The sequence below is a fragment of the Bacillus cereus group sp. MYBK14-1 genome, assembly GCF_051916885.1.
GTDB lineage: Bacteria > Bacillota > Bacilli > Bacillales > Bacillaceae_G > Bacillus_A > Bacillus_A cereus.
In genome coordinates this window covers 561,733-587,610 of record NZ_JBQAHM010000001.1, presented here as the reverse complement: position 1 = coordinate 587,610, position 25,878 = coordinate 561,733, and the positions used below count along the sequence as shown (strand labels likewise).

The window sequence follows — 25,878 nt, the reverse complement described above, 5'->3', positions numbered from 1 at the left end:
AACAGGGAGGAGCATTATGAAACAGATCCCAATTGAGTATCAAGTCTCTCCATATATGGTGTTTTTTTTAATTATTACTATACAGATGGGGGTTGGTATGCTTGGTTTTGAAAGGATTAGTGCAAAATTAGTTGGAAATGATGCGTGGATTAGCACGCTGCTTTTTGGAATATCTGTTAATCTTATGATTTGGATCATATATCAGATTTTAAATCAGGGTAATGGAGATATCATTGCAATCAATCAAAACGTGTTTGGGAAATGGATTGGTGGAATGTTCAACTTCATTTTTTTATCTTATATTGTATTGTTAGGTGCAACAACACTACATACTTATATCGAAGTAGTACATGTTTGGATGTTTCCTTCCATTTCATCTTGGATTATAGCAGGGGCTTTTTTGGGTCTATGTTATTACATTGTTACTGGAGGATTTCGGGTAGTTGCCGGAATCGGCTTCTTTGGAATCGTTATCCCAAGCATTCTAATCTTCACATTTTTTTATCCTTTGCAGTATGCAGATTTTCAAAATTTATTTCCAATTGCACAGCATTCATTCCTAGAAATTATGAAAGGAATGAAAGGAAATATGTTTAGTTTTTTTGGATTTGAAATGTTATTGCTGTACTACCCATTTATTAAAAAGGCAAGAACGTCTCAAAAATATGCGCACTATGCAAATTTAGTAACGACTATTGTCTACACATACCTTATGATTTTAACTCTCGCGTTTTTTAGTGAAAAACAACTAGCGAGCGCGATATGGGCATATTTAAGCATGATTAAAATTATACAATTTCCCTTTATAGAGCGGTTTGAATACATTATTGTTTCTGTTTGGGCTTTTTTTATATTACCTAACGTTTCCTTTACATTGTGGGGAGTAAGTCGTGGTATAAAAGAGGCGCTGGGAATAAAGCAAAAATATGTTTTGCCAGTTATCATCGTATTCATCTTCGTTTTATCATTTTTCTTGAATAACCGTAATAAAATTAACTTATTAAATACTTGGACAGGTCAAATTGGCTTTATGTATATATATGTATACTTACCTGTACTATGGCTAATTCAAACCGCCAAAATAAAGTTAAGGAGATAAACATGAAGCGATGGTTACTTTTCATTATAGTAAGTGTCTTCTTAATAGGTTGTGCTAAAACGAAAATTGTGGATGACATTGACTTAGTTCAAGTTGCGGCATATGATACCGAAGCAAAAGGTAAGCTAAAAGGAACCTTTGCGATTTCAGCTTATAAAGGAGGCGGGGAAGGTGAAACGAAAATCTATTCAGCATCAGGCCAGACTGGTAGAGAAGTTCTTGCAAGAGCATCCGAAAAATCTTCTGGACCTCTAGAGTTGGGGCAATTGCGTGTTATTATATTTAATGAAAAAATAATTGATAAGGGAATGCAGGAAATTTTAGAGACTTTGAACCGAAATCCTAGTGTAGGAAATGCAATTTATTTAGCAATTACAAATGTAAAAGGGGAATCACTATTAAAGGGGAATTATTCTGAAGAAAAAGAAATTGCTTCCTATCTATCCTCTTTACTGGAGCAAAATATGGATAATGGAACGCAGCCAAAAACAAATTTTTTTATGTTTTTAAACCAACTTAATGATGATGCGAGAGATTCCTATTTACCGATAATATCTAAAAAAGGTAATGTGTTGGAGTTAGATGGAATAGCACTTTTTAAAAGATGTAAAATGGTTGATAAAGTAAACCCTAAAGATTTATTTGTATTTAAATTGTTGACAGATAATTTTAAACAAGGTACATACCAATTCAAACTACCTGGTTCCTCAAATACTTACGCCACGATAGAGAATATAAAAGCTAGAACAAAATATAAGATGGAGGGGAATAGTAAGCCTCCATTCGTAAATGCTCATATTCAAGTTAAAGCTGAAATTCAAGAATTTACAAAAACAAAAAATCTAGATAATCCTAAAGAAATAAAAAAATTAGAAAAAATTATGGAAAAAGAAATAGAAAAAAAAGCAACTACATTGATAAAGAGATTTATTAAAAAAGACACAGATCCTATAGGACTTAGAAAGCTTGGTAGAACTCACGTAAGAAAATGGAACAGTCAAGAATGGGAAGAATCCTATAAACATTTACGTTTTCGTGTAACAGCTGATGTAAAAGTAACCCAATCTGGTGTTACAGAATAAATCAAATAAGATATGGAAAATTTTAATAAAAAAATATAGTCTCGCAGGAGATTAGGGAGAAGAGAAACGATTAACAAAGAATTTCATAAACATTAAGATGCTTTGTTAATCGTTTTTATACCTGTAGCTTTATCACTTATAGTAATCATAATTATAATAAAAGAACAACGAAACAAATTCCCGATACCACATAATTATAAGAGGACAATAAAGCATCAAGATATAATGTATGCTTTGTCTGGAAAAAAAGAATTTCAGTACTTCAAGGTTAAACACTTAACTTTAAAGTAGTAAATTCGTTGCTTGTAGCACTTCAACTAGACTGTGCCCCCAAAAGTTAGAAAGGTCGGTTTATTAAGTAGCCTCTAGGGAATGAGCCTAGTACAATACTGGATTCATTTCCTTTTATTTTTCCTTGATTCTTTCATGATTATAGTATTTTATATACTTTGCTAATTCTTGTTTAAATTCTGTTATACTTTCAAATTCTTTCGATACAGAAATAGACATACAAAAACGCCATTCTTTCTTATAAATCTACAGAAAGAATGGCGTATTCTTCAAAAGTGAGTTCCTTTATTGAAAAGTTTTAGTTCTATATGACAGATAAAAGGGCAAGCAACGCTAAAATAGCGAGAAATCCTTGTTTCATGATAATTGATTTATTGGATGTGAAACCTCGGAAAATAGCTGCTACCACTATACAAATGATGAAAAATAATTGAATCATATAACCAATGGGATTGTTTCCAAGTATAAGTCCCCGAATGAGGCCAGCTGCTAAGAATTTATTATATAAACCGTTTGCAAATTAATTGTCTAAGTATTTCTAAGTTTAAAGAGTACAGTGTCTTCGTTTTTTATTGAATCAACTTTTACATGTTGGTTCAATGTTTTCTATTCTCTTGGAACTTAGTTCTCGTTTACTTCTCACAAAAGCAATAAAATCTATTATCTCTTCTGTTGACAGTGCTTCTCCATCTATTAAAAGTGTTGGATCTGGATCGTTTAGGAGTCTTGTAATATCAATTACATCTTTGTTTTGATGAGAATGTTCAATTCGGCCTAATATATAATCTACAGATGTATCAAATAAATCGGCTATTTTTGATAAAGATTGTAATGAAGGTAATCTATAACCATTTTCATACCCGGCATAGGTGCTTTTCGCAATCCCAAGTCGATCTGCTGTCTCTTGTAAGGACCATTTTTGATTTTTTCTTAATTTAGATAAACGTTCCAGCATTCGTCTCATACCCCATCTAATTTTATTAAATTAATTATAACATAGAAAAAGAATCAAGAATAGAAAAAAAGTACGCGTATTGAATACAAAATCTTGATTAATTCAAATTAAGTTCTATAATGATAAATATAAATACGCATTACGCGAACGATATATCGTTGTTTATTTTATGGAGGGGTTGTGTATGAAGAAAATTTTATTACTTGCAACTGGTGGGACAATTGCATCTGTGGAGGGGAATGAGGGGCTTGTTCCAGGATTGTCCGCTGAGGAATTATTGAATTATTTTTCGAAGTCTTCTCGAAACTTAGAAATAGATTGCAAAATCTTAATGAATATTGATAGTACCAATATGCAACCTGAGCACTGGAAAGAAATAGCTAATGCTGTTTTTAATCACTATGATGACTATGACGGGTTTGTGATTACACATGGAACGGATACGTTAGCTTATACATCTTCTGCGTTATCTTATATGCTGCAAGGTTTAAGAAAACCAGTTGTTTTAACAGGTTCACAAGTACCTATTAGTTTTAAAAAGACAGACGCAAAGAAAAATGTAGCTGATGCTCTTAGGTTTGCCTGTGAGGATGTTGGCGGTGTGTTTATTGTTTTTGATAGTAGGGTGATTATTGGGACGAGAGCAGTTAAAATGCGAACAAAAAGTTATGATGCATTTGAAAGTGTGAATTATCCATATGTTGCTGAGGTAAATGAAGATGAAGTGAAATATCATTGGAAGCCAACTTCCTCACATAGTGAACTTTCAATAAATACTAATTTATGTACGGATGTTTTTCTTATGAAATTGTATCCAGGTACAAAGCCTGAGGTGTTTGATTGTTTAAAAGATTTGTATAAAGGGATTATTATTGAAAGTTTTGGAAACGGTGGATTACCTTTTGAAGGAAGGAACTTGCTTTCGAAAATTCAAGAGTTGACTGAAATGGGGATTGCTGTAGTGATTACTACTCAATGCCTGGAAGAAGGAGAAGACATACTTCTCTATGAAGTAGGACGGAAAGTGGCGCAACATCAAGTAATATTGTCTGGAGATATGAATACGGAAGCCATCATAGCAAAATTGATGTGGGCGCTTGGGAAAACTAATAAATTAGAAGAGATTAAAAAAATTATTGAAGAGCCTTTAGCCTACGATTTAACAATAAAATCTGATAAGGATTGGTAATGACTTCATATGATTTATTTAGGTTTTACATTTAATATGGGGGAGAAATTAAAATGGCAATGACAAACAAGAACGTGCGAGTGGAGAATGATTTTTTGGGAGGAAAGGAATTACCTATTGAGGCATATTACGGAATTCAGACTTTACGCGCTGTTGAAAATTTCCCGATTACAGGATACAAAATCCATGAAGGCTTAATTAGAGCGTTCGCAATTGTAAAAAAAGCAGCAGCGCTTGCTAATACAGATGTAGGAAGATTGGAATTGAACAAGGGTGGTGCGATCGCAGAGGCTGCTCAAGAAATTCTTGATGGAAAATGGCATGATCATTTCATCGTAGATCCAATTCAGGGCGGAGCAGGTACTTCAATGAACATGAATGCAAATGAAGTCATTGCCAATCGTGCTCTTGAATTATTAGGAATGGAAAAGGGAGACTATCACTATATTAGTCCAAATAGTCATGTAAACATGGCGCAATCCACAAACGATGCATTCCCAACGGCGATTCATATCGCTACATTAAACGCATTAGAAGGTTTATTACAAACGATGGGCTATATGCACGATGTATTTGAATTAAAAGCAGAACAGTTCGATCATGTAATTAAAATGGGTCGTACACATTTACAAGACGCTGTGCCAATTCGTCTTGGGCAAGAATTTAAAGCATACTCTCGTGTGCTTGAACGTGATATGAAACGAATTCAGCAATCACGTCAACACTTATATGAAGTGAACATGGGAGCAACTGCAGTTGGTACAGGCTTAAATGCAGATCCAGAATATATTGAAGCGGTTGTAAAACATTTAGCTGCAATTAGTGGACTGCCACTTGTTGGTGCAGAAGACTTAGTAGATGCAACGCAAAATACGGATGCATACACAGAAGTATCAGCAGCACTGAAAGTATGTATGATGAATATGTCTAAAATTGCGAATGACCTTCGCTTAATGGCATCAGGTCCACGCGTTGGTTTAGCGGAAATTATGCTACCAGCTCGTCAACCAGGTTCATCTATTATGCCAGGGAAAGTAAATCCTGTTATGCCAGAAGTAATTAATCAAATTGCGTTCCAAGTCATTGGTAACGACCATACAATTTGCCTTGCTTCAGAAGCAGGACAATTAGAATTAAACGTTATGGAACCAGTACTTGTTTTCAACTTACTTCAATCAATTAGCATTATGAATAACGGTTTCCGTGCCTTTACAGATAATTGCTTAAAAGGAATTGAAGCGAATGAAGATCGCTTAAAAGAGTATGTTGAGAAGAGTGTAGGAATTATTACAGCCGTGAACCCTCATATCGGTTATGAAGCTGCAGCTCGCGTTGCGAAAGAAGCAATCGCGACAGGGCAATCCGTTCGAGAACTTTGTGTGAAAAATGGTGTACTGTCACAAGAAGACTTAGAATTAATTCTAGATCCATTCGAAATGACACACCCAGGGATTGCAGGAGCAACTCTTTTAAAGAAAAATTAAAAGAAGAGGGGGGACAAGTCCCTCCTCTTTGTTTACAATATAGGGATTTTATACGTGAATAGAGGTAGGGAGATTATAAGTAAGTAACAGTGGCGTTTAATAGTTCATAGAAACAAAATTAAGAGGAGCAGCAATATAATCAACATCACTTTTAAATAAAGAGGATTTATTAAAACATCCTATCATGTTAACAACAAGTTTACATGAATCTTTATAAATAACTATGACCAACCATGAATCAATAGTTGGCCATAATGATCTTAAAGATCCATATCTTTTAATCCGGGACTATGCTCATTTGGCATTTCAGGAAGTTCTGGTACAGGAAAACCTTTTGGCGGGTCCGTTACTGCTAATGTTCCTTTGTTTCTACTTGGTGATTCACCTTGGAATATTTCTCCCATTCTTGTTGGATCTAAGCTAAAATTAAATTGTGCGTTATGGAATCCCATGTCTACATACTTTCTGCACTCTGGGTATTTATTAATATCATAGTTCGGCACAGGGAAGAGTTTCCCCCATTCAACACCCAATGTCTCTAAAGCCTTTGCGAAAGCATTTTGATGTGCATTATCACGTACAATTAAAAATGCAAGTGTTTCTCTAAAAGTTTGATTGGAACTCATTTCATAAATTCTAGTTTTTTGAAGTACACCTGTAGATTCAAGTACTACGTTATCTAATAAATCGCTAATTAAATTCCCATGGCTATATACCCAAGATCCATTCCATGGGTTGCCAGCTGCATCAACGGGCAATGAACTTTGAGCACCTACAATAAAGTGATGAGGATTGGCATGTTTAACCGCTTCATCAAGTGGTGCTGTGTCAACACCTGCATTTCCTGGTGTAGGTTCACCAGATCCAGTTAATAGTTGATTAATTGTATGTTGTACAAGTTCTACATGGCTTATTTCTTCTAAAAAAACACCTCGAAGTAAATCACGATATTGCTTCTCTTTCCCTCTAAAATTTGAGCTTTGGAAGAAGTATTGCATCATTGTACGCATTTCGCCATAATGCCCACCTAATATTTCTTGTAAAACTTTTGCGGCAGCTGGATCTGGCTTGTCCGGCTTGATAATATTAATCAGTTCTTCTTTATAATAAAACATGAAGTACACCTCTTTTTAAGATAGTTAACATTGATATAGTTTCCAATAATAGGATGTTTATTACTTATATTTCTCTTTTCTCTGATTGTAGGTTTTTCCTCAAAAATGTGAAGGTGTGAAACAACCATTTTAAATTTGAGATGAGTGTGGGAAGATTTGAACTTGTATTGCTTTTAAATAAAGTCACGGTGTTATTAAAAAAAGAAGCATTGTTTTGAAGAAGGACGAGATGTTTATAAAAAAGTTACCATGATTTACTCCTTTATGTTAAGTGACAAGAAAGTTGTTTCATTAAAAGGCCATTTTGTGAAATAAGAGGAAAGATCTCATTCTCAATTTTAATAGACATTTTAATTCGCGTACTGATAGAATAAGCAGAAATATAATATAGGTGGGATGGAATTGAGAAAAAGATTAGGCTGCTTACACGCCCATTATTCGAATATAGAATATATAGAAAATGCACTTTCTTCATTTAACATTGAATTAATACATTTTGTTGACCCGGCATTAATGTATCGAGTTACATCAAATGAAAATTTCCTAGAATCAGATGCTCAACTGAAAGTTAAAGAGCAAATAGAATGGATTGCCCAATGTAATGTTGATGCTATCCTTATTACTTGCACAAACTATATTGCTATTTTACAGGAAGACCAACTCTCAACATCAGTGCCAATTATTAAAGTTGATGAACCTTTCTTTGATTACATCAGCAATATACAGCAACCTCAGACAATTCTTTTTACAAATCCTGCAACTGTTGAAGGTACAGTAAAACGTCTTAAACATCATGCTAATAACTATCAAAAATCTTTAGATTTAGAAGTTATTGTTATAGATAGTACTTTTGAATTGATAATGCAAGGGCTAAAAGAAGAATACAACCAAGAAATTACAAAGTCCTTAAATCAAATTATTAAAGATGAAAAGAAAATTATCTCCGTTGCTCAATTATCTATGGTTGATGCATCTCAGCAAGTTGAGTATAAAACATCTAAGACTATTATTAATCCATTAAATACATTAGTATCTTACATTGTTAATCAATTAGAATTAGAGAAGAAAAATCAGTTATAAACTGATTTTTCCTTCAGCTAAAGGGCGTTTTAATTGAGCAAGGATCACAAAAATTATCAAACTTTTTTATAAAAGGATGATTCAATTAAATATAGAAAAGCGTGTTTTAATCAAAAAAAATTTTCAAAACACGCTATTTCAATTTGTTCTTTTATCAAGGTTTATTAAATTAATTGAATCAAGCCTTATACAAAAGCTACAACTTGCATTTTTTGTATAATAAAGAGGGCATAAAAGAAGGTAGGATGTAATCAAAAATAACTACTAATTTTGGGTGAAAAAGATAAGGGCATGGATTTTAATCTTATCTTTAGCTTTAAGAATAGTTAAAAATAATCATTTAAAAAGGATGTATTTTCAAGGCTTCAAAATGACTTTTATACAATCATCTTCCCGGTTATTAAAAATTTGATAACCATAACTCGCTTCTTCAAGGGGAATTTTGTGTGTAATAATCTCTTTTGGATCAAATTCTTTATTTGTTATTTTTTCAAATAGTTCCGGCATAAAATGAATGACAGGTGCTTGTCCCATTTTAAGATTAATATTTCTAACCCAAAATGCACCGAGTGGAAAGGCGTTATAATTGCCACCATAAACGCCGGTCATTTGAACCGTTCCATATTTTCTTACGGCTTTCGTAGCGATTTGAATAGGACCGAGAGTTCCACCTTGTAATTTTAATTTTTGTTCCAGAAATTCTAGAGGCGATTTTTTTCCATCCATCCCCACACAATCAATAACTACATCAGCACCGCCACGTGTAATTTCCTTTAAATGTTCTCCCATATCGGGGAATTTTGTAAACTCAAATACCTCAACATTGTTAATCTTTTTTGCATAATTCATCCGATAATCTAAGTAATCCACTGCAATTACACGTTTAGCACCTTGCATCCAAGCGAATTTTTGTGTCATTAATCCAACAGGTCCACAACCAAGGACGATAACAGTATCACCTGGCTTAACGCCTGCGTTTATTACACTCCAATAGGCTGTTGGTAAAACATCTGATAGAAATAGTAGGGATTCATCTTCAAGTTCGCATGATTCCGGTATAACAAATGGAGTAAAATTACCAAATGGAACTTTTAAATATTCTGCTTGTCCTCCTGGATGATTACCAAATTTCTCTGTATAACCAAAGTATCCACCAGAATCGTAATGAGGGTTTGAGTTATCACATTGACTTTCCATTTCATGTTGGCAATAGAAACAATGTCCACAAGAAACGTTGAAGGGGATGACAACACGATCGCCTTTTTTCACTTTAGTGACATCTGGCCCGACTTCTTCAACGATTCCCATTGGTTCATGGCCGATAATGTATCCTTGAGGTAAGGGCATGTTGCCTTGATATAGATGTAAATCAGAACCGCAAATAGCGGTTGAAGTAATTTTTACAATAATATCATCTTTTTTCTCTAATTTTGCATCATCCACTTGTTTAACCTGTACTTGGTTTGGTCCTTGATAGGTTACAGCTTTCATCTCATATCTCCTTTTGAATTATGTCTCAAAACATAATTTTATTTAATCTCTTGGTGAAATAGAAATCTTTCTTTTATTTACTGAAGGGAATTAGAAAGTATACATAGTGTTGTTATGAAAGTATGTTATATCAGTTATTCTTTCTTATATGTTTTGCCCTACTTTAAGAAAAAAATCAATTTTTATTCATAATCTAATTTCCATAAAAAGGATAATTATTATTTCATAATTTGTAGCATATTAAAAACATCGGAGGTGAAACAATATGGGAAAAAATAATAGTGGAAGTCGTAATGAAGTATTAGTTCGAGGCGCTGAACAAGCTCTTGATCAAATGAAATATGAAATTGCACAAGAGTTTGGTGTACAACTTGGTGCAGATACAACAGCTCGTTCAAACGGATCTGTTGGTGGTGAAATTACAAAACGTTTAGTAGCAATGGCAGAACAACAACTTGGTGGTAGAGCTAACCGCTAAGTAAATTAGCTTAAAATATAGCAAATATGTAAATCAATTTCTTTTGTGTATTCATAAAAATAAAAAACCTTATATTAAACAGATTCTCACTCAAAGATTATTGATAATCTTCTTTCATAATCTTTGGGTATTTAATTTGTAAACTACTTTCCTAAACAATAAACACGCAGTGTTGGAAAGGTGTTTTCCATGCATAGTAGAAAAGCTTTTGCAGGAAAAAGCATACTTAAAAATTTGATTTCAATATTAAAATCAATATTTATTATGATATTTTCGAAAGGGAGGAATTTAAAAATGGGTATATTAAGTGGAAATCCTCAAAATGAACCGTTACATTACGGAGAAGTATTTGATATTTGGAGTTATCTTCTTGCTGCACAAGGTGCAATCGCAAGCCATCAAGTATTTATGAATCACACAGGTGACGAAGATTTAAAGAAGTTTTTAGAAAGCTTAATTGAAAATGATATGAATTCGGAAATAGAAGAGTTAAAAACTCTTTTAAAGGTTAATGGAATAGCTTTACCACCTGCTCCGCCAGAACGACCAGTTGCATCTATTGAAGACATTCCTCCTGGAGCACGTATTAATGATGCAGAAATTGCAGCAGCGGTTTCTACAGGGTTAGCAGCTGGACTTGTGACATGTAGTCAAGTAATGGGAAAATGCCTTCGAGAAGATGTAGGTATGCTATTCGGACAATTTCATATGAAAAAAGCGCAGGCAGGTGTAACTCTGCTACGTTTAAGTAAGAAAAAGGGATGGGTAGTTCCACCTCCATTACATGTAAGAAATTCTGACCAAGCGTAATAAACAAAAATAAAAAAGTGGCGTTGGCCACTTTTTTATTTTTTAGATGTATCCTTAAGCTTGGATTTATTTATGGTGGAAGAATCTATATATTCATCTGACATTTCTATAGCATATTTATCATGATGAATATGATTGTGATTTCTTAATTCATTGTCGTTACGCAGTACTAGCCTCTTCATATAAATGTGGAAGAAAATTTCTGTTCCACCAATAATTAAAGCGGCTATAAATGAAGAAAGTCCAATATTACGAGTAACATCTAAATCAGTAAACAAGGATGTTAGTAACCAAATTCCAAAGAAGCTTAAGCCTAAATCTGCCATTGTAGCAATCATATTTCCGTATTTAGGTAAAATGAAGAGATCACCGATTAAATAGGCAGCTCCTGTAAGGAAAAGAGAAATAAGTAATACTCTAGGAATTGAAATGCCTTTAAAGATACTAAGTACGATAAGTAATACTGCAGTTATCGCTGTGTATTTAATTAATAAAGCAACAAAATGTTTCATCATTTTCCTCCATTGTGTAAAAGTATATGGAATACAATATTTCATTAAAAACGGGTTATGCTGTTAAATAGCTTAACCCGTTTTATGTTGTACTGGAGGCCTATTTATGATATCCCATGGCACGTAAGGTATATTTCGTTCTCCTATACACGATTATTTTTAGTTTAAAGAGAATCAACTATACCTTTGAATTCACGGTCGTAATTACCAATTAATTAGCTATATATTTTAGCATGTAATTTAACATATTAAAGAAAGAAGGAGGTGAATGAACATGTCAAACAATAACAGTGGAAACAGCAATCAATTATTAGTACGTGGCGCTGAACAAGCTCTTGATCAAATGAAATATGAAATTGCTCAAGAATTTGGCGTACAACTTGGTGCAGATGCAACAGCTCGTGCAAACGGATCTGTTGGTGGTGAAATTACGAAACGTCTTGTATCATTAGCTGAGCAACAACTTGGCGGTGGCGTTACTCGCTAATTTTATATATGAAATGGATATAGAGGAGAGGCATGCCGTCTCTCCTTCCTCATACATTTTTTTAATAAATAAGCTTAGTAGCGTTACAATTTTTTTAACTTTATTTGTTTAATTTTTATAATCTCGAGGTTTTAAATACATAATTAATTTCTGTGAAATGAAAGATAAGAGGTTATATTTGATGCGAAAGGGGCAGAAAAAATGAAATATGAAGCGTTATTTACAGTTGAGATTTCTGTAGGAAGTGAAAGAGTAGCAAACCATAAAATAAAGGCTCATGATGTCGTTGATGTTGTTGAAAAGCTTGCTGAGAAGTACTTAAGTGATCATGAGGGGCATTCTCAAAATGAATAAAGGAGAATAGTGATATGACCTGTCATGATGTTGAGAACGAAACGAAAGAAAAAAAAGATTTAAAATGGTGGCAACTCTCACTTATTGGGATTGGCTGTACAATAGGGACCGGTTTCTTTTTAGGATCCAGTATAGGAATTAAAATAGGTGGTTCGTCAATTATTCTTATTCTTATTTTAACTGGATTTACTACTTATATTGTATTTGAAGCATTGGCAAAAATGGCTGTAGAAGATCCGCAAAAAGGATCTTTTCGCATTTATTCAAAAAAAGCTTTTGGAAATTGGGCGGGTTTTAGTCATGGATGGACATATTGGTGTTCTGAACTGCTTATTATGGGCAGCCAGTTAAGTGCGTTAGGAATCTTTTCACGCTACTGGTTTCCTAAAATACCGTTATGGATATTTGCTGCTATATATGGAGTAGCGGCTATATTAATTATCTTTATAGGGGTAAAGATATTCGAACGTTTAGAGAAATGGATGGCTATTATAAAAATCGCTGCTATTATAGGGTTTATTGTAATTGCTATTTTAGTTATTTTAGGATTTATAAAAGGTGGTTTATATAAAGCACAAATTCCGCGGAATTTTAAAGACTGGTTCCCAAATGGATTAAAAGGCACTTGGTCCTCTCTAATTTATGCATTTTATGCATTTGGAGGAATCGAAATTATGGGGTTAATGACAATAAGACTGAAAGACCCTAAAGATGCACAAAAATCAGGAAGAGTAATGTTAATGATTTTAACGATTATTTACGTAGTCTCTTTAGGGTTGGCAATTATGATGGTTCCATTAAACCAGTTTAATACGAAAGAAAGCCCTTTTGTAGTAGCATTACAAGACTATAATTTGCCGTATGTGCCATTTATTTTAAATGTAGTATTAATTTTAGCGGGTTTTTCAACATTAGTTGGTTCATTATTTGCAGTGACAAGTGTACTCATGAACTTAGCTGAAGAAGGTGATGCACCTGCAATGTTTGCTAAAAAAAACAAAAAAAACATCTCATTCCCAGCCCTAATTCTTATTATAATTGGACTTGGTGCCTCTATCCTTAGTGCTTTATTACTACCGAAAAATATATATGAATATGTAACAACTGCAGCTGGATTAATGTTGTTATATACATGGAGTCTCATTCTTCTTTCATTTTGGAGATTAATGAATCCAAAAGGTTGGATGCAGATAAAAAGCATTATTGGTCTTATAATGATTGCACTAGCTGTTAGTGGGACATTATTGCAAAAAACAACGCGTTTTGGTTTCCTAGTGAGTTTGTTGTTTTTAGGAATAGTTATTATTGTTACTATAATTGTTCATTTTGTCTCAAGGAAAAGGAATACAGCTATATGAAGAATCTATTTTTACACAATATGAGTAGTATATAACAACTAAATAATAGAAGCTATTGAAAAATGATTTGGTAAGTTTGAAAACCAAAATATAATCCATAAATAATAAGTGATATTCCAGATATTACTGTTATAAGAGACAATATACGCGTATTTAAAATTTTACGAAATATACTAGATGTACTCGCCATCGTAATATCCCAAATAAAAATACCTAAAATAGTACCAAAGCTATATAACAAAAGCTGCTCTTTATTATAGGAAGAAGCGGCTTTTGCTAATATAGAGCCGAAAATTCCAAGCCAAAATAGAATTGTCAATGGATTCGATAAAGACATAAAAAAACCAGAAAAAAAGCTTTTAATAATTGAATCATCATTTCTAGTATTACTAATACTAATTTGATTCGCATTTTTTAAACTTTCAATGCCTGTATAGATTAAAACAAAAGCTCCGAAAGACCATAAGAAAAGTTTTATAATATCTTTTTCGAGGAAATGAATTACACCTAAATAAATAAGTGCCATGTAGATAACATCTGCAAGTAAGGCTCCTATGCCAAGAATCCAAGCGTGAAAAAACCCACTCCTAATACCTTTTTCTAGCTGCGCAGCATTTATAGGTCCCATTGGAGCAGATAATGATAAACCTAAGAAAACATAGCTTAAAAATATGCCCACGTATAATATGCTCCTCCCACTAAATTTGATCTATATTAAATCTATTCAGTGGTTAAAGTTTGTACAACTAAATAATAAAAAACGGAGTGAATTACTTATTTTTATGAAAGTATTTTATGATTCGAGAAAATGGACACTTGGATGGGACGGTTTCATCATCACGTAAAAAATATTGCTGCCATTCATAATTATCTTTTTCACCATAATCTTTAAGAGAGGGATGAATAGGAGCTTTGTCATAAGCGGCTAGACGTTGGCGTATTACGTCTTTTAGTTTTCGACTGCGTTTCTCAGAATTCATAACTCCCTGTAAAACCCATCTAGGTGTTAAAGCGAGCATCATACATGAAAAATGTCTACTTTGTCTATTGACATGGGCAGGTGTAGCGCAGTAAACGAAATATGATTCATTATGAAAGCAAAATTCCCAAGTATTCTCCATAGGGTCATTTGGAATGTGCGTAGGCCATTCCATCTCGTCCAAACAACTGGTTGTATTAAGTAGAGACCAATACATATGTTCAAAATCTTCAACTGTAGTTTCTCGCAGTAAATCTATTGGTGTATGAATAAAAACAATAAGTGAGGCGTATTGACCTGTGTCTCTAGAACATTCCGTATATTCTTTAAGTAATGTGGCAAAGTCCTCGCTAGTATTCGTATCTCTAGGATCACCAATGAATCCGTACCGGAGGTGATTGGCTGTAAAGCCGTGTTGAGCTGGTATACAAGGAAACAATTTATCTTTATCTGTCATTTTTAATTTAAAAGAACGGAAAGCTTCTCGTTGCCAATGTGGAAGGGTAATAATATTTTTTTGTAAAGAGTCTTTATCATAAAGTATAGTCATCTTTTTATCCCTCCTAAGTCATAATATATAACCTATTAATTATTTAAGAATAGGTGACTAACACGGCTAGAATAATTATTTTTTAATCTATAAAAATAAAATGATTTAATGAAAAATCCCCTTCAATGTAGTTACTTTAATAGTGGATCTTTAATAACGTATAAATTTAAGTAGCTATAAAATTTAAAAAATATAAAAGGAATATGTAGGTACAATGTTCACATTTATATTTTCTAACTAATATAGTTTATAACGAAACAAGAAAGGATGTATTATGATGGGGGTTTTCAAGGAAGAAAAAATTAAATTTATAGATTGTAAAGGCGAAGAAGTCATTTTGAAAATCAAAATTAAGGATATAAAAAAGTAGGGAAGAGGAATTAAGGATACTTTATTGTGATTAACATAGAAGGATGAAAAGTAATCATGAATTAGATTGAAATGAATTCAGTAGTATAGGCCCTTTTTGAATTTTTTTGCATAGTGTGGCATGAATGAATATTAAGGGGGAACATCTATGTCTTATCCTAATCAGCTAGCTTGGCATGAAACATTGGAGTTACATGAATTAGTAGCATTTCAAGCAAACGGTTTAATCAAATTAAAAAAATCAGTTAGGAATGTATCAGATCAAGCACTTCAATCGTTATATATTAAAGCTATAAATGTCATCCAAAACAACTTACAAGAGTTAGTACAATTTTATCCTTATGCTCCTGGATTTCAAGCGCAGCATCGTGATGACACTGGATTTTACGCCGGAGATTTACTTGGATTAGCAAAGACATCTGTTCGAAATTATGCAATTGCAATTACTGAAACTGCAACGCCCCGTCTTAGAGAAGTTTTAACCCGTCAAATAAATGGTGCTATACAATTACATGCGCAGGTTTTTAACTTTATGTACGAACGTGGTTACTATCCAGCTTACGATTTAAAACAACTATTAAAAAATGATGTTCAAAATGTGCAAAAGGCAATACAAATGCAATATTAAAATGAAGATATGGAAATTATCTTTAGAGGAAAACTATAGTTTATTTATAGGTCAATTAGTTAAGACTCAATGGTAATTTCCATTGTTAATAAATTGATTAAATGCTAAAAATATAGATTCATTCTAAAGTGTTAAAGAAATTGTACTAGCGCTATTTTAGAATAGTGAACCTCTTAAAGCTTTTTTAGTGAGTTTTAACCAAATATTAAATATGCTTGAGAATAAGTATTTATATGATACATCTAGTTGAATGTTATTTTCCTTTGGCACTAAGTATGTTTAGCACATTTTTCTTTTGGGAAAAATAATAATGTACATTAGTGGAAAGGATAGGATTTAATGGTTACCAAAACTGATAATACAAGCTATTTAACCTCTTCTGTTTATTTGACCCGTAATCTATGGTCAGGTATCTTGTTTGGGCTAGGGTTAGTAGCTTTTATAGATGAAACTATTTTTCATCAACTGCTGCATTGGCACCATTTTTATGATAAATCTACAACAGATATTGGACTCATTTCAGATGGTCTTTTTCATGCTTTTAGTTGGTTTGCAACGATTGGTTCCTTGTTTATGGTTGCTGATCTTCGTCGTAGAAATGCATTTTGGTTGAAAAGATGGTGGAGCGGATTAATGCTTGGTAGTGGTGGATTTCAATTATATGACGGTATAATTCAACATAAACTAATGAAAATACATCAGATTCGATACGTAGATAATGTTCTTATCTACGACGTAATATGGAACATAATTGCGACTGTAATGCTCTTAATTGGCATTCTGCTAGTTTTTCAGACAAGAACTGATGAAAGATTATTGAGAGGTAAAAGCTTAAATGAACAATAACCATCTTCATCATGAAATATGGAATGCACTGGATATTTTACTATTCGTATTCATTTTAATTATGTTAATAATTTATATAGTAGCCACGATTTTATCAAATCGCCATTACAAACGATGGCCGTTATATCGAAGTGTCTTCTGGATTTTAGGACTTATTTGTGTGGCAATAGCAGTTGTTGGGCCCTTAGCTCATCGTGCTCATAATGATTTCACAGTGCATATGCTTGTGCATTTACTCCTTGGGATGCTTGCTCCAATTTTTATAGCATTAGCCGCTCCAATGACTCTTTTTTTACGAACGCTCAATGTGAAAGCAGCACGACGTCTTTCAAGGATACTAAAGAGTAGGCCTCTACAACTTCTTACTCATCCAATCATCGCAACCTTGCTTAATTTAGGAGGACTATGGATTCTCTATACGACTAGCTTATACTCGATGATGCACGAAAGTATACTTCTTCATTTGTTCATACATTTCCACGTTTTTATTGCAGGATATCTGTTTACCACATCAATGATTTATGTTGATTTAATATCCCATAGGTATAGCTATATGTACCGATCAATTATTTTAATAATTGCATCAGCTGGTCATGGGATATTATCAAAATACATATATGCTCATCCGCCTACTGGTGTAGTTACTGAACAAGCCGAAATGGGAGGCGTGCTGATGTATTATGGCGGGGATTTCATTGATATTGTTCTTATTTTTATACTTTGTTTGCAATGGTCTAGGGGTAGCAGACAGAGAACAAAAGTTAATAATGTAGTAAGGTCATGAGATGTATCGGATTTTTTGAAACTAAAAACTTTGAAATAAAATTTAGTTAAATCGTATTATGGATTAAGTATGGTATGAACAAAATTTAAAAAAGTATGTTAAAAGTAAAAAGAGCAGTTATTTATTATGACTGCTCTTTTTTATGGTAAGAAGTACAACCTGGGTAAGAAGCAGGCTACACTACAGGTAGTGTTTGCGGAATATCGAGTTTTATTCAATAAGGATAGTTCCATTCTTAAAATAAAGATGTTGTCTAAGATTATTGTTTTTTACATATTTTAATATCCTTTGACGTTTTGATTTTGTGATACATTTTAGTTTTTTGTTTAATTTATGTTTTTATCTACATATTTTCCATAATCAGGTGTAGCAATTTTATCAAATTCTTGAGCGAGTGTATTGAGGCTTGTTGATAGCAATTCACCTGACATCGGTATCCCATGTCCAGTAACAGCGGTTAGAGGCTTTAACTTCTCTAGCTTAATAACTGACTCTTTAGCGGCTTTCCAGTCTGTTGTTAAATAACGAGGCGGACCGCTTATTTCCTGTTCCTGAGTAATTACCTTATATAGATATTCCTGCTTCACCGTAACAAAAGCGTCCCCAGCAATTAATGTTCGGTCTTTTTCTCGGAATAATGAAATATGACCTGGAGTGTGTCCTGGTGTATGAATCCATCTAAACTCTGGCATATGGGGAACAGTTCCATCTGTAGGAAGTACTTTTATGCTACTTCCTAAATCAATCGGTTCGTTAGGGAACAGAGGGGACATTTTCGCTACCATACCACCTTCAACTGTTGGATCTGGTTCAGGATAGCTTTGTTGTCCGGTCAGGAAAGGTATCTCCATTTGATGGGCATAGACGGGAACATCCCAATACTTAATGAGTTCAATTATTCCACCAACATGATCAAAATGCCCGTGAGTTAAAATAATTGCTTTTGGGCGGCTGTTTGTACCAAATCGATCCTCAGCGACAGAGATAATTTCATTTGCACATTTAGGCATTCCAGCATCAACTAAAACAAAATCATTGCTCTCGGGATTTCCAACAAAACAGATGTTGACGATTTGAATCGTGTAACAAAATAAATCAGGCAATACTTCGATGCCATGACCACTTTCAATTGAAGTTGCTGGAATAAACTTATAATCACTTCCATAATTCATCTCATTGTCCACTTTTTATCCCCCTTAATATATGTTAATACGACATTATAGTTCCCTAATTTCTCAAATCCATTTTGGAGGATCTGAGAAAAGAATGAGTGGGGGATTAAAAAAACAATAATTTACTCCTAGAATTAATGTGGAGACATATCAATTTATATAAAGTGCAAACAAAAAATATTGATTGTAAAGTCGTAGTTTCTACTATTATTTTGAGTTTAAGTGTATATCTTTTAAGAGGATATACCAAGTTCTTTTATTTTGATAATTACTTGAAACTTGAATAGGGAAAACATGATCAAGCCCCCATTCTAATTCGTTTATTTCATTTTCAAGTCCTGTTGGATAGAGTAAAAGAATCTTAAAATTATTTTTAACAATATTCGATAAAACGGTTTGTAATTCTAGTGCTTCAGTCAAGTTTCCGCCCCATCTAACAAATAAAATGGATTGTGAATGATGAATTTTTTCGTAAAAGTTATCAATTCTTCGATCTAATTTTTGTTTAAAATCATGGTATGTGATGAACCAATCTTCATTTGGAATAACAGGGAAATCATGATAAGATGTTACGTTATATTTTGTGTCTTTTATAATATGAGAAAAAACAGGTTGTATCACACCATCATTAAACACAATATTTTGTTCCGGCATTGCGTGCATGTTTTTTAAATCCATAAAGTCTATAAAATTATTTTTCAATAATGTATTGATAGAAGAAAGATTGGGTGATTCAAACCAATCTAGAGGACCTGAATATTTCCGCAGCCTATATTTTTTCAGATGAATAGCGGTATAACAATTTTCCCCTAAACTAATAACATCATCATAAATTCCTTGAAGCTTTTTCATTTCCAATACAATCATCCTTTTTTTGGGAAAATAGGAGAACTAATTCATTATAAATAATATATGTATGTATAAAACCTCCTGTGAAAAGGCTCACAGGAGGTTAAACTAAAGCGTATTTCGGGTTATATACTATTTGTCGAGGTAAGAATTGTGTGTGATAATTAATGGCGTTTTAGAAAAAAGGGGAAAAACAGAAGTACATTGAAGTTAGTTGTGAATAAATTATAATTTAAAATTGAGCGGAAATAAGGAGCCCCAGTTACTTCATTATGCAACTGGGGCATTTTTTAATCTCTTCCTAACTTAATTATATCATGTAAATCAAGTTCGAAATAGACTGTTTATTCGTATTTACTACTGCTACAATCAAGAACACATGAATAGTAAGGAGAGGTGCCAAATGAGTTCTTTCGTTCTCGGTTTTCAGGAAATAGAAAAAATGCAGCTTTCACTTGTTGGTGGAAAAGGATTGAATTTAGGGGAGTTATCCAATATTCAAGGGATACAAGTGCCAGAAGGATTTTGTGTTACAACGGTAGGGTATGAACAGGCCATCGGAAAAAATGAAGCATTTCAAACTTTGTTGAATCAATTAAAAATGCTAAAAATTGAGGAACGAGATCAAATTGGTGAAATTAGTAAGAAGATTAGAGAAGTCATTATGGCGGTGGAAATTCCAGTTGATGTAGTGGAATCAGTAGCTCATTATCTCTCACGTTTTGGAAATGAACATGCGTATGCCGTGCGTTCTAGTGCTACGGCTGAAGATTTACCGTATGCTTCGTTTGCTGGGCAACAAGATACGTATTTAAATATTATCGGAGAAAACGCAATTTTACAGCATGTAAAAAAGTGCGGGGCTTCTTTATTTACAGAGCGAGCAGTCATGTACCGTATGCAAAATGGTTTTGAACATAATCAAGTTTCTATATGTGTTGTTGTTCAAAAAATGGTTTTCCCGCAGGCTTCAGGAATTTTATTTACCGCTGATCCGATTACTTCTAACCGGAAGGTGTTATCAATCGATGCCAGTTTTGGACTTGGTGAGGCATTAGTATCAGGACTGGTCTCTGCTGATAATTATAAAGTAAAAGAAGGCGAAATCGTCGATAAGATGATCGCAACTAAAAAATTAGCTATCTATGGCTTACAAGAAGGCGGAACAGAAACAAAACAGATTGATCCGGCTCAGCAAAAAATTCAAACATTGTCTGAACAACAAATTTTACAACTAGCAAGTATCGGAAGACAGATTGAAGCTTATTTTGGTTGTCCGCAAGATATTGAATGGTGTTTAGTGGATGATACATTTTATATTGTCCAAAGTCGCCCCATTACGACTTTATATCCAATACCAGAAGTAAATGATGGGGGAAATCATGTGTATATATCGGTTGGTCACCAACAAATGATGACCGATGCGATGAAACCACTAGGGTTATCTTTTTTCCTGTTAACGACTAGTGCTCCTATGCGTAAAGCGGGAGGAAGGCTATTTGTTGATGCTACGCAACAATTAGCTTTACCTGCTAGCAGAGCTTATTTAGTAAACACTTTAGGGAAGTCGGATCCACTCGTAAGAGATGCATTAACGACTATAATCGAGCGAGATCATTTTATTAAATTATTACCGAATGAAGAAAAAGAAAAGAGTGCTAGTAAAAGTAAGCCACCAGTAAGTTCGCAACCAGAAATCGAAATTGATTCAGCAATCGTTACAGATTTAATAAAGAATAGTGAAGCATCAATCGAAGAGTTAAAACGAAACATGCAAACGAAATCAGGGGTGGATGTACTTGATTTTATTTTAGAAGACATTCAGCAATTAAAGAAAGTATTATTTAACCCGCAAAGTATAGCGGTCATTATGGCAGGTATGAATGCTTCGGCTTGGATCAATGAAAAAATGGAGCAATGGCTAGGCGAAAAGAATGTAGCAGACGCGCTTTCTCAATCGGTACAAAATAATATTACGTCAGAAATGGGGCTAGCATTAATGGATGTTGCTGATGTGATTCGGCCGTATCCAGAAGTTATTGCGTATTTACAACATGTAGAAGAGGATAACTTTTTAGATGAACTTGTTCAGTATAACGGCGGAGAAAAAGCTCGAGATACAATCATTGCTTTTCTAAATAAATATGGAATGAGATGTAGCGGAGAAATCGACATTACGAAAACGCGCTGGAGTGAGAAGCCAACAACCATTATCCCAATGATATTAAATAATATAAGAGACTTTGAATATGGTGCGAGTAAGCGGAAGTTTGAAGAAGGACTGCAAGAAGCTTTAAAAAAAGAAGAAGAATTATTAGACCGATTGCAGCACTTGCCGGATAGTAAACAAAAAGTAGAAGAAACGAAGCGAATGATTCGTAATATCCGTAATTTTATTGGCTATCGTGAATATCCAAAATACGGTATGATTAATCGTTATTTCATATATAAGCAGGCGTTATTGAAAGAAGCTGAGCAACTTGTGCAGAGCGGTGTTATTCATGAAGTTGATGATATTTACTATTTAACTTTTGAAGAGCTTCACGAAGTTGTTCGCACGAAGAAACTAGATTACGAAATTATTCATAAACAAAAAAATGATTATAAATTATATGAAAAACTAACGCCTCCGCGTGTAATGACGTCTGATGGAGAAATCATTACAGGTAAATATAAACGTGAAAACCTTCCAGCTGACGCGATTGTAGGCCTGCCTGTTTCTTCAGGAGTGATTGAGGGAAGAGCTCGCGTTATTTTAAACATGGAAGAAGCGAATTTAGAAGAAGGAGATATATTAGTTACTGCGTTTACTGACCCTGGCTGGACACCATTATTTGTATCTATAAAAGGATTAGTCACTGAAGTCGGCGGGCTGATGACCCATGGAGCGGTTATCGCACGTGAATATGGATTACCAGCAGTTGTCGGGGTAGAGAATGCTACGAAATTAATAAAAGATGGGCAACGAATACGAGTACATGGAACAGAAGGGTATATTGAAGTGTTGTAATGAAATAAAAGATCATCCGCTATAAATAGTGGATGATCTTTTATTTTGCAACAACTCATTTCTTTAAACCAGCCGCATAAAAAGGTCCATGAACGGCGATTGTTGATAAAATACGAGCAATCTCCTCAGGTGTTTCTTTTTGTCCATTATTTAACCATTGTTGGATGACACCTATATGTGCAGATGCCATATAAGAAGTTAAATATTCGCTTGGAACAAGTAAATTCTCCTTATTAATGAGAGGACCATTCGTATCTTCAAATAATGTTTTCCACATAAAGTCTTTCAGTTTTGTTTGGAAAGATAAATCTCCTTTCGGACTTAGTACAGCTCTCATAAAATCACTATTTTCATTTAGAAATTCAAGAATAGAAGTGATAAGTATAAATGGCATTGTTGGAGAAGGATTTGATCCAAGGTCAGCAATAACTTCCGGGAATTTCTGTTTAGCAATGCTAGAAAACTCGTACATAATGTCTTCTTGGCATTTTGTCATTAAATCAAATTTATCTTGATAGTGCGCATAGAAAGTACCGCGATTAATGTTTGCATTCGTTGTAATATCTTTCACTGTAATGGCGTCAAAACCTTTTTCTTCAATTAGCTCCACCAATGCATTTCGTATGGCAGTTTTCGTACGAACAACACGCAAATCTAAATTATTATCGCGCAAAGCATATCCCTCCTTAATTTTACTCAACACATTTGGAAAATGTGTCTTATAACCAACACATTCACGATTTTTGATTATTGTATAAGGTTCAACTCGAACATATAATTCAAAATATAAATAAACAACACGTTGTTGGTTATTATAGATCAAATTAAGGGAGGAGAAAAGAAAATGTTTAAAAATAAACTTTTATTTTTATCACCAGTTATTGCACTACTTGTTGTTTTTATTTTTTCATTAACGCTATTTCCAACTGTTCAACCGCAGCCGAAAAACTTGCCAATTGCAATTGTAAATGAGGATCAAGGTGTAGAAATTCCAAATCAACCGAAAATGAATATGGGGCAAACGATCGTTGATAACATGAAAAAAACAGCGAAATCAGAGGAAGAACCCGCAGTGAAGTGGGTAGAAGTAAAAAATAAAGAAGCCGTTCAAAAGGGATTAAACAATAAAGAGTATTACGCGGCATTAGTCATCCCGAAAGAATTTAGCGCAAAACAAGCGTCGTTACGAACACCACAGCCATCTTCACCTGAGATAGAAATATATATTAATCAAGGAATGAATACGGCTGCATCAACTATGGCAGGGCAAATATTACAGGCGATTGTTGATAATATGAACAATACTGTTCGTACACAAATATTAGAAGGGTTGAAAGCAAAAGGAGCTACTGTAACAACAGATCAAGCTGAGAAATTAGTAACACCTATTGTAAAGAACGTGAAAAATGTGAATGAGGTCGGCAAAAATAGTGCGAACGGTAACTCACCAATATCATTATTCCAGCCGTTATGGATTGCAAGTTTAGCTAGTGCAGCGATTATTTTTATTGCGATTAGTAAAATGCCAGTAAGCTCAAGAAAAGAAAACTTTCTGTTAAAAGTAAAACAAATCGTAACAGGAGCTATTGCGACACTTGTAATTGGGTTTGGTCTTACATGGATTGCAGATGGGATGGTAGGGTTAAATATTTCGAACTTCACGGATACAGTTCTATTCTTATCCATTACTTCTTTTAGTTTCTTCTTAATGATATCTGCAGTACTATCATTAGTTGGGCTAAAAGGAATCGGTTTATTCGCTTTATTACTATTCTTCGGGGCACCGTTATTATCATTAGCACCTGAGATGTTGTCTCCGTTTTATCAAGACTGGGTTTACTCATGGTTACCAATGAAATTTATGATTGAAGGCCTAAGAGAAATCTTCTTCTTCGGAAAAGGGTTAAGCTGGAATACACCTGTTACTGTACTCGTTTGGATTGGTATAGTAAGTATGGTTACTATATTAGCAACTGCACTCAAACGTAGTGTAGTAAAAGGGCATAAAACAGAATTGAACGCTTAAAAACAAGCCGTTTCACTAATTAGTGAAACGGCTTGTTTGTGATTTTTTCTCAATGTAAATGCTTGATTGTTGAAAAGTGTAGTGTTTAGAATTAAGGCGAAATCTTTAAAGATCGCGTACGTTCCAAACAATCTCACCACGTTCATCATCCCACGTACTGTGATGCCGCTTAAATCCTATCTTTTCTAGTACCCGGAGGGAAGCGATATTCCAAGCACCTACAGTCGACCAAAGTCTTTGGCGCCCAGTAGCAATCGCCGCGTCCAGTACAACAGATGCGGCCTCAGTCGCATAACCTTTACCATGAGCGCTGCGGAACAACTCGTATGCAATCTCCGGCTCTTCAAGTGTGGAACGACCGATAATTAAGCCACAGTACCCAATGAAATCGCCTTCGTCTCTCCTTCGAATAGTGAGAAGGGAAATACCATTTTCATCTGCCTTCTTGCGCATCTCAATAAGCCGGTTACGAACGGAATCAACGGCTGGAATGTCCACGCCACGTTCGCCAATTAATTTGCTCAGCCAAACGGAATCGGATTCCTCCCACATACTAAGCTCAAGTCTTTCGGTTTTCAGCTGGAAGGCCATAGTTTTAAATAAAGATGGCATAGTGGTACCTCCTAGTTATATGACTGGATTCATAATAGCTTCGCATCTCAACACCACATCTGGTTGGAAACCTGATTCATTCGCGAATTTATAGCAACAGCGTACAAAAAAATAGTGATATTTTATCCGCTATTTGCCGTGTAGTAAAATCCCCACTGATTATAGTTTCACTTTATGAATAAGCAATTCCTTTACAAAATAGACCCTTTTCTCAAACTTTTCTTTCAATCTAAAGCCGTCCCGTTATATACACAGGCTCCTACTATTT

General features: G+C 34.1%; 25 protein-coding genes and 3 pseudogenes. 16 read left to right on the top strand and 12 right to left on the bottom strand.

All coding sequences use genetic code 11. From position 1 onward, the window contains the following. Nucleotides 1-16: 16 nt before the first annotated feature. The 3 genes and pseudogenes from ACTFR3_RS03070 to ACTFR3_RS03060 all read left to right on the top strand — a co-directional run. Complete coding sequence (locus ACTFR3_RS03070) at nucleotides 17-1,099, top strand: GerAB/ArcD/ProY family transporter (RefSeq protein ID WP_440044148.1); 1,083 nt, start codon at nucleotides 17-19, stop codon at nucleotides 1,097-1,099. A 2-nt stretch (nucleotides 1,100-1,101) separates the two neighbouring features. Continuing rightward, nucleotides 1,102-2,181 carry a Ger(x)C family spore germination protein gene (locus ACTFR3_RS03065; protein WP_000832925.1) on the top strand — a complete coding sequence of 360 codons (1,080 nt, stop codon included), beginning with the start codon at nucleotides 1,102-1,104 and terminating at the stop codon, nucleotides 2,179-2,181. A 147-nt stretch (nucleotides 2,182-2,328) separates the two neighbouring features. Then, nucleotides 2,329-2,461, top strand: a pseudogene (locus ACTFR3_RS03060) (excinuclease ABC subunit C); the annotation flags it as partial. A gap of 125 nt (nucleotides 2,462-2,586) precedes the next feature. Here ACTFR3_RS03060 and ACTFR3_RS03055 read toward each other — a convergent pair. From ACTFR3_RS03055 to ansR, 3 genes and pseudogenes are all read right to left on the bottom strand, one after another. Beyond that, nucleotides 2,587-2,673 (bottom strand): annotated as a pseudogene (locus ACTFR3_RS03055) (IS3 family transposase); the annotation flags it as partial. A gap of 103 nt (nucleotides 2,674-2,776) precedes the next feature. Next, a pseudogene (locus ACTFR3_RS03050) lies at nucleotides 2,777-2,992 on the bottom strand (DUF1304 domain-containing protein); the annotation flags it as partial. 57 nt (nucleotides 2,993-3,049) lie between these two features. Continuing rightward, complete coding sequence (ansR, locus tag ACTFR3_RS03045) at nucleotides 3,050-3,427, bottom strand: HTH-type transcriptional regulator AnsR (protein WP_000893569.1); 378 nt, start codon at nucleotides 3,425-3,427, stop codon at nucleotides 3,050-3,052. Between the two features lie 184 nt (nucleotides 3,428-3,611). Between ansR and ansA the strand changes: the two genes are divergently transcribed. After that, the gene (gene ansA, locus ACTFR3_RS03040) at nucleotides 3,612-4,616 is read left to right on the top strand and encodes an asparaginase (protein ID WP_000722302.1); all 1,005 of its coding nucleotides are present in this window, start codon (nucleotides 3,612-3,614) and stop codon (nucleotides 4,614-4,616) included. A 53-nt stretch (nucleotides 4,617-4,669) separates the two neighbouring features. Further along, on the top strand, nucleotides 4,670-6,100 hold the full coding sequence (gene aspA, locus ACTFR3_RS03035; RefSeq protein WP_440041553.1) for an aspartate ammonia-lyase: 1,431 nt from the start codon (nucleotides 4,670-4,672) through the stop codon (nucleotides 6,098-6,100). Between the two features lie 260 nt (nucleotides 6,101-6,360). On the opposite strand, the gene ACTFR3_RS03030 is transcribed toward aspA, so the two are convergent. Further along, the gene (locus ACTFR3_RS03030; RefSeq protein ID WP_000500358.1) at nucleotides 6,361-7,215 is read right to left on the bottom strand and encodes a manganese catalase family protein; all 855 of its coding nucleotides are present in this window, start codon (nucleotides 7,213-7,215) and stop codon (nucleotides 6,361-6,363) included. A 396-nt stretch (nucleotides 7,216-7,611) separates the two neighbouring features. On the opposite strand from ACTFR3_RS03030, the gene ACTFR3_RS03025 reads away from it, so the two are divergent. Further along, a complete protein-coding gene (locus ACTFR3_RS03025; protein ID WP_033690600.1) occupies nucleotides 7,612-8,295 on the top strand; it encodes a hypothetical protein in 684 nt (227 codons plus the stop codon). 357 nt (nucleotides 8,296-8,652) lie between these two features. Here ACTFR3_RS03025 and ACTFR3_RS03020 read toward each other — a convergent pair whose 3' ends face one another. After that, on the bottom strand, nucleotides 8,653-9,786 hold the full coding sequence (locus tag ACTFR3_RS03020; RefSeq protein ID WP_000649086.1) for a zinc-dependent alcohol dehydrogenase: 1,134 nt from the start codon (nucleotides 9,784-9,786) through the stop codon (nucleotides 8,653-8,655). 265 nt (nucleotides 9,787-10,051) lie between these two features. Here ACTFR3_RS03020 and sasP point away from each other — a divergent pair, with 265 nt between their 5' ends. Both sasP and ACTFR3_RS03010 read left to right on the top strand, forming a co-directional pair. Continuing rightward, nucleotides 10,052-10,264, top strand: a complete 213-nt coding sequence (gene sasP / locus ACTFR3_RS03015; protein WP_000517671.1) for a small acid-soluble spore protein, SasP family — start codon at nucleotides 10,052-10,054, stop codon at nucleotides 10,262-10,264. Between the two features lie 294 nt (nucleotides 10,265-10,558). Continuing rightward, nucleotides 10,559-11,074 carry a DUF3231 family protein gene (locus ACTFR3_RS03010; RefSeq protein WP_000512129.1) on the top strand — a complete coding sequence of 172 codons (516 nt, stop codon included), beginning with the start codon at nucleotides 10,559-10,561 and terminating at the stop codon, nucleotides 11,072-11,074. A 35-nt stretch (nucleotides 11,075-11,109) separates the two neighbouring features. On the opposite strand, the gene ACTFR3_RS03005 is transcribed toward ACTFR3_RS03010, so the two are convergent. After that, nucleotides 11,110-11,586 (bottom strand): YndM family protein, encoded by a 477-nt coding sequence (locus tag ACTFR3_RS03005; RefSeq protein WP_000680267.1) that lies wholly within the window; start codon nucleotides 11,584-11,586, stop codon nucleotides 11,110-11,112. A gap of 274 nt (nucleotides 11,587-11,860) precedes the next feature. Here ACTFR3_RS03005 and ACTFR3_RS03000 point away from each other — a divergent pair, with 274 nt between their 5' ends. From ACTFR3_RS03000 to ACTFR3_RS02990, 3 genes are all read left to right on the top strand, one after another. After that, nucleotides 11,861-12,073 (top strand): alpha/beta-type small acid-soluble spore protein, encoded by a 213-nt coding sequence (locus ACTFR3_RS03000; protein ID WP_000069657.1) that lies wholly within the window; start codon nucleotides 11,861-11,863, stop codon nucleotides 12,071-12,073. Between the two features lie 201 nt (nucleotides 12,074-12,274). Next, entirely contained in the window at nucleotides 12,275-12,427 is a 153-nt protein-coding gene (locus ACTFR3_RS02995; protein ID WP_000872953.1) for a hypothetical protein, read from the top strand. A 14-nt stretch (nucleotides 12,428-12,441) separates the two neighbouring features. Next, complete coding sequence (locus tag ACTFR3_RS02990; RefSeq protein ID WP_000128218.1) at nucleotides 12,442-13,785, top strand: amino acid permease; 1,344 nt, start codon at nucleotides 12,442-12,444, stop codon at nucleotides 13,783-13,785. Nucleotides 13,786-13,837: 52 nt separating this feature from the next. Here the strand turns inward: ACTFR3_RS02990 and ACTFR3_RS02985 are convergent, their stop codons facing one another. After that, entirely contained in the window at nucleotides 13,838-14,464 is a 627-nt protein-coding gene (locus tag ACTFR3_RS02985) for a LysE family transporter (RefSeq protein ID WP_000510848.1), read from the bottom strand. A 91-nt stretch (nucleotides 14,465-14,555) separates the two neighbouring features. Then, a complete protein-coding gene (locus ACTFR3_RS02980) occupies nucleotides 14,556-15,314 on the bottom strand; it encodes a YqcI/YcgG family protein (protein WP_059303666.1) in 759 nt (252 codons plus the stop codon). A gap of 517 nt (nucleotides 15,315-15,831) precedes the next feature. Here ACTFR3_RS02980 and cotF point away from each other — a divergent pair. The 3 genes from cotF to ACTFR3_RS02965 all read left to right on the top strand — a co-directional run bounded on the left by cotF (nucleotide 15,832) and on the right by ACTFR3_RS02965 (nucleotide 17,941). Then, nucleotides 15,832-16,311, top strand: coding sequence for a spore coat protein CotF (gene cotF / locus ACTFR3_RS02975; RefSeq protein WP_000121390.1), 480 nt, complete (start codon nucleotides 15,832-15,834; stop codon nucleotides 16,309-16,311). A 339-nt stretch (nucleotides 16,312-16,650) separates the two neighbouring features. Further along, nucleotides 16,651-17,157 carry a DUF2243 domain-containing protein gene (locus ACTFR3_RS02970; protein WP_000256787.1) on the top strand — a complete coding sequence of 169 codons (507 nt, stop codon included), beginning with the start codon at nucleotides 16,651-16,653 and terminating at the stop codon, nucleotides 17,155-17,157. Further along, nucleotides 17,147-17,941, top strand: coding sequence for a cytochrome c oxidase assembly protein (locus ACTFR3_RS02965; RefSeq protein ID WP_001063489.1), 795 nt, complete (start codon nucleotides 17,147-17,149; stop codon nucleotides 17,939-17,941). The genes ACTFR3_RS02970 and ACTFR3_RS02965 overlap by 11 nt, the downstream gene beginning before the upstream one ends. 326 nt (nucleotides 17,942-18,267) lie before the next feature. Here the strand turns inward: ACTFR3_RS02965 and ACTFR3_RS02960 are convergent, their stop codons facing one another. Next, nucleotides 18,268-19,125, bottom strand: a complete 858-nt coding sequence (locus ACTFR3_RS02960) for an MBL fold metallo-hydrolase (RefSeq protein WP_000368273.1) — start codon at nucleotides 19,123-19,125, stop codon at nucleotides 18,268-18,270. A gap of 195 nt (nucleotides 19,126-19,320) precedes the next feature. After that, the gene (locus ACTFR3_RS02955; protein WP_050552316.1) at nucleotides 19,321-19,980 is read right to left on the bottom strand and encodes a DUF1796 family putative cysteine peptidase; all 660 of its coding nucleotides are present in this window, start codon (nucleotides 19,978-19,980) and stop codon (nucleotides 19,321-19,323) included. 385 nt (nucleotides 19,981-20,365) lie between these two features. Between ACTFR3_RS02955 and ppsA the strand changes: the two genes are divergently transcribed. After that, the gene (gene ppsA / locus ACTFR3_RS02950; RefSeq protein ID WP_440044147.1) at nucleotides 20,366-22,972 is read left to right on the top strand and encodes a phosphoenolpyruvate synthase; all 2,607 of its coding nucleotides are present in this window, start codon (nucleotides 20,366-20,368) and stop codon (nucleotides 22,970-22,972) included. Between the two features lie 55 nt (nucleotides 22,973-23,027). Here ppsA and ACTFR3_RS02945 read toward each other — a convergent pair whose 3' ends face one another. Continuing rightward, nucleotides 23,028-23,645 (bottom strand): TetR/AcrR family transcriptional regulator, encoded by a 618-nt coding sequence (locus ACTFR3_RS02945; protein ID WP_059303668.1) that lies wholly within the window; start codon nucleotides 23,643-23,645, stop codon nucleotides 23,028-23,030. Nucleotides 23,646-23,816: 171 nt separating this feature from the next. Here ACTFR3_RS02945 and ACTFR3_RS02940 point away from each other — a divergent pair, with 171 nt between their 5' ends. Continuing rightward, nucleotides 23,817-24,998 carry a YhgE/Pip domain-containing protein gene (locus tag ACTFR3_RS02940; RefSeq protein WP_059303669.1) on the top strand — a complete coding sequence of 394 codons (1,182 nt, stop codon included), beginning with the start codon at nucleotides 23,817-23,819 and terminating at the stop codon, nucleotides 24,996-24,998. A 105-nt stretch (nucleotides 24,999-25,103) separates the two neighbouring features. On the opposite strand, the gene ACTFR3_RS02935 is transcribed toward ACTFR3_RS02940, so the two are convergent. Further along, entirely contained in the window at nucleotides 25,104-25,610 is a 507-nt protein-coding gene (locus ACTFR3_RS02935) for a GNAT family N-acetyltransferase (RefSeq protein ID WP_001139523.1), read from the bottom strand. Nucleotides 25,611-25,878 lie beyond the last annotated feature (268 nt).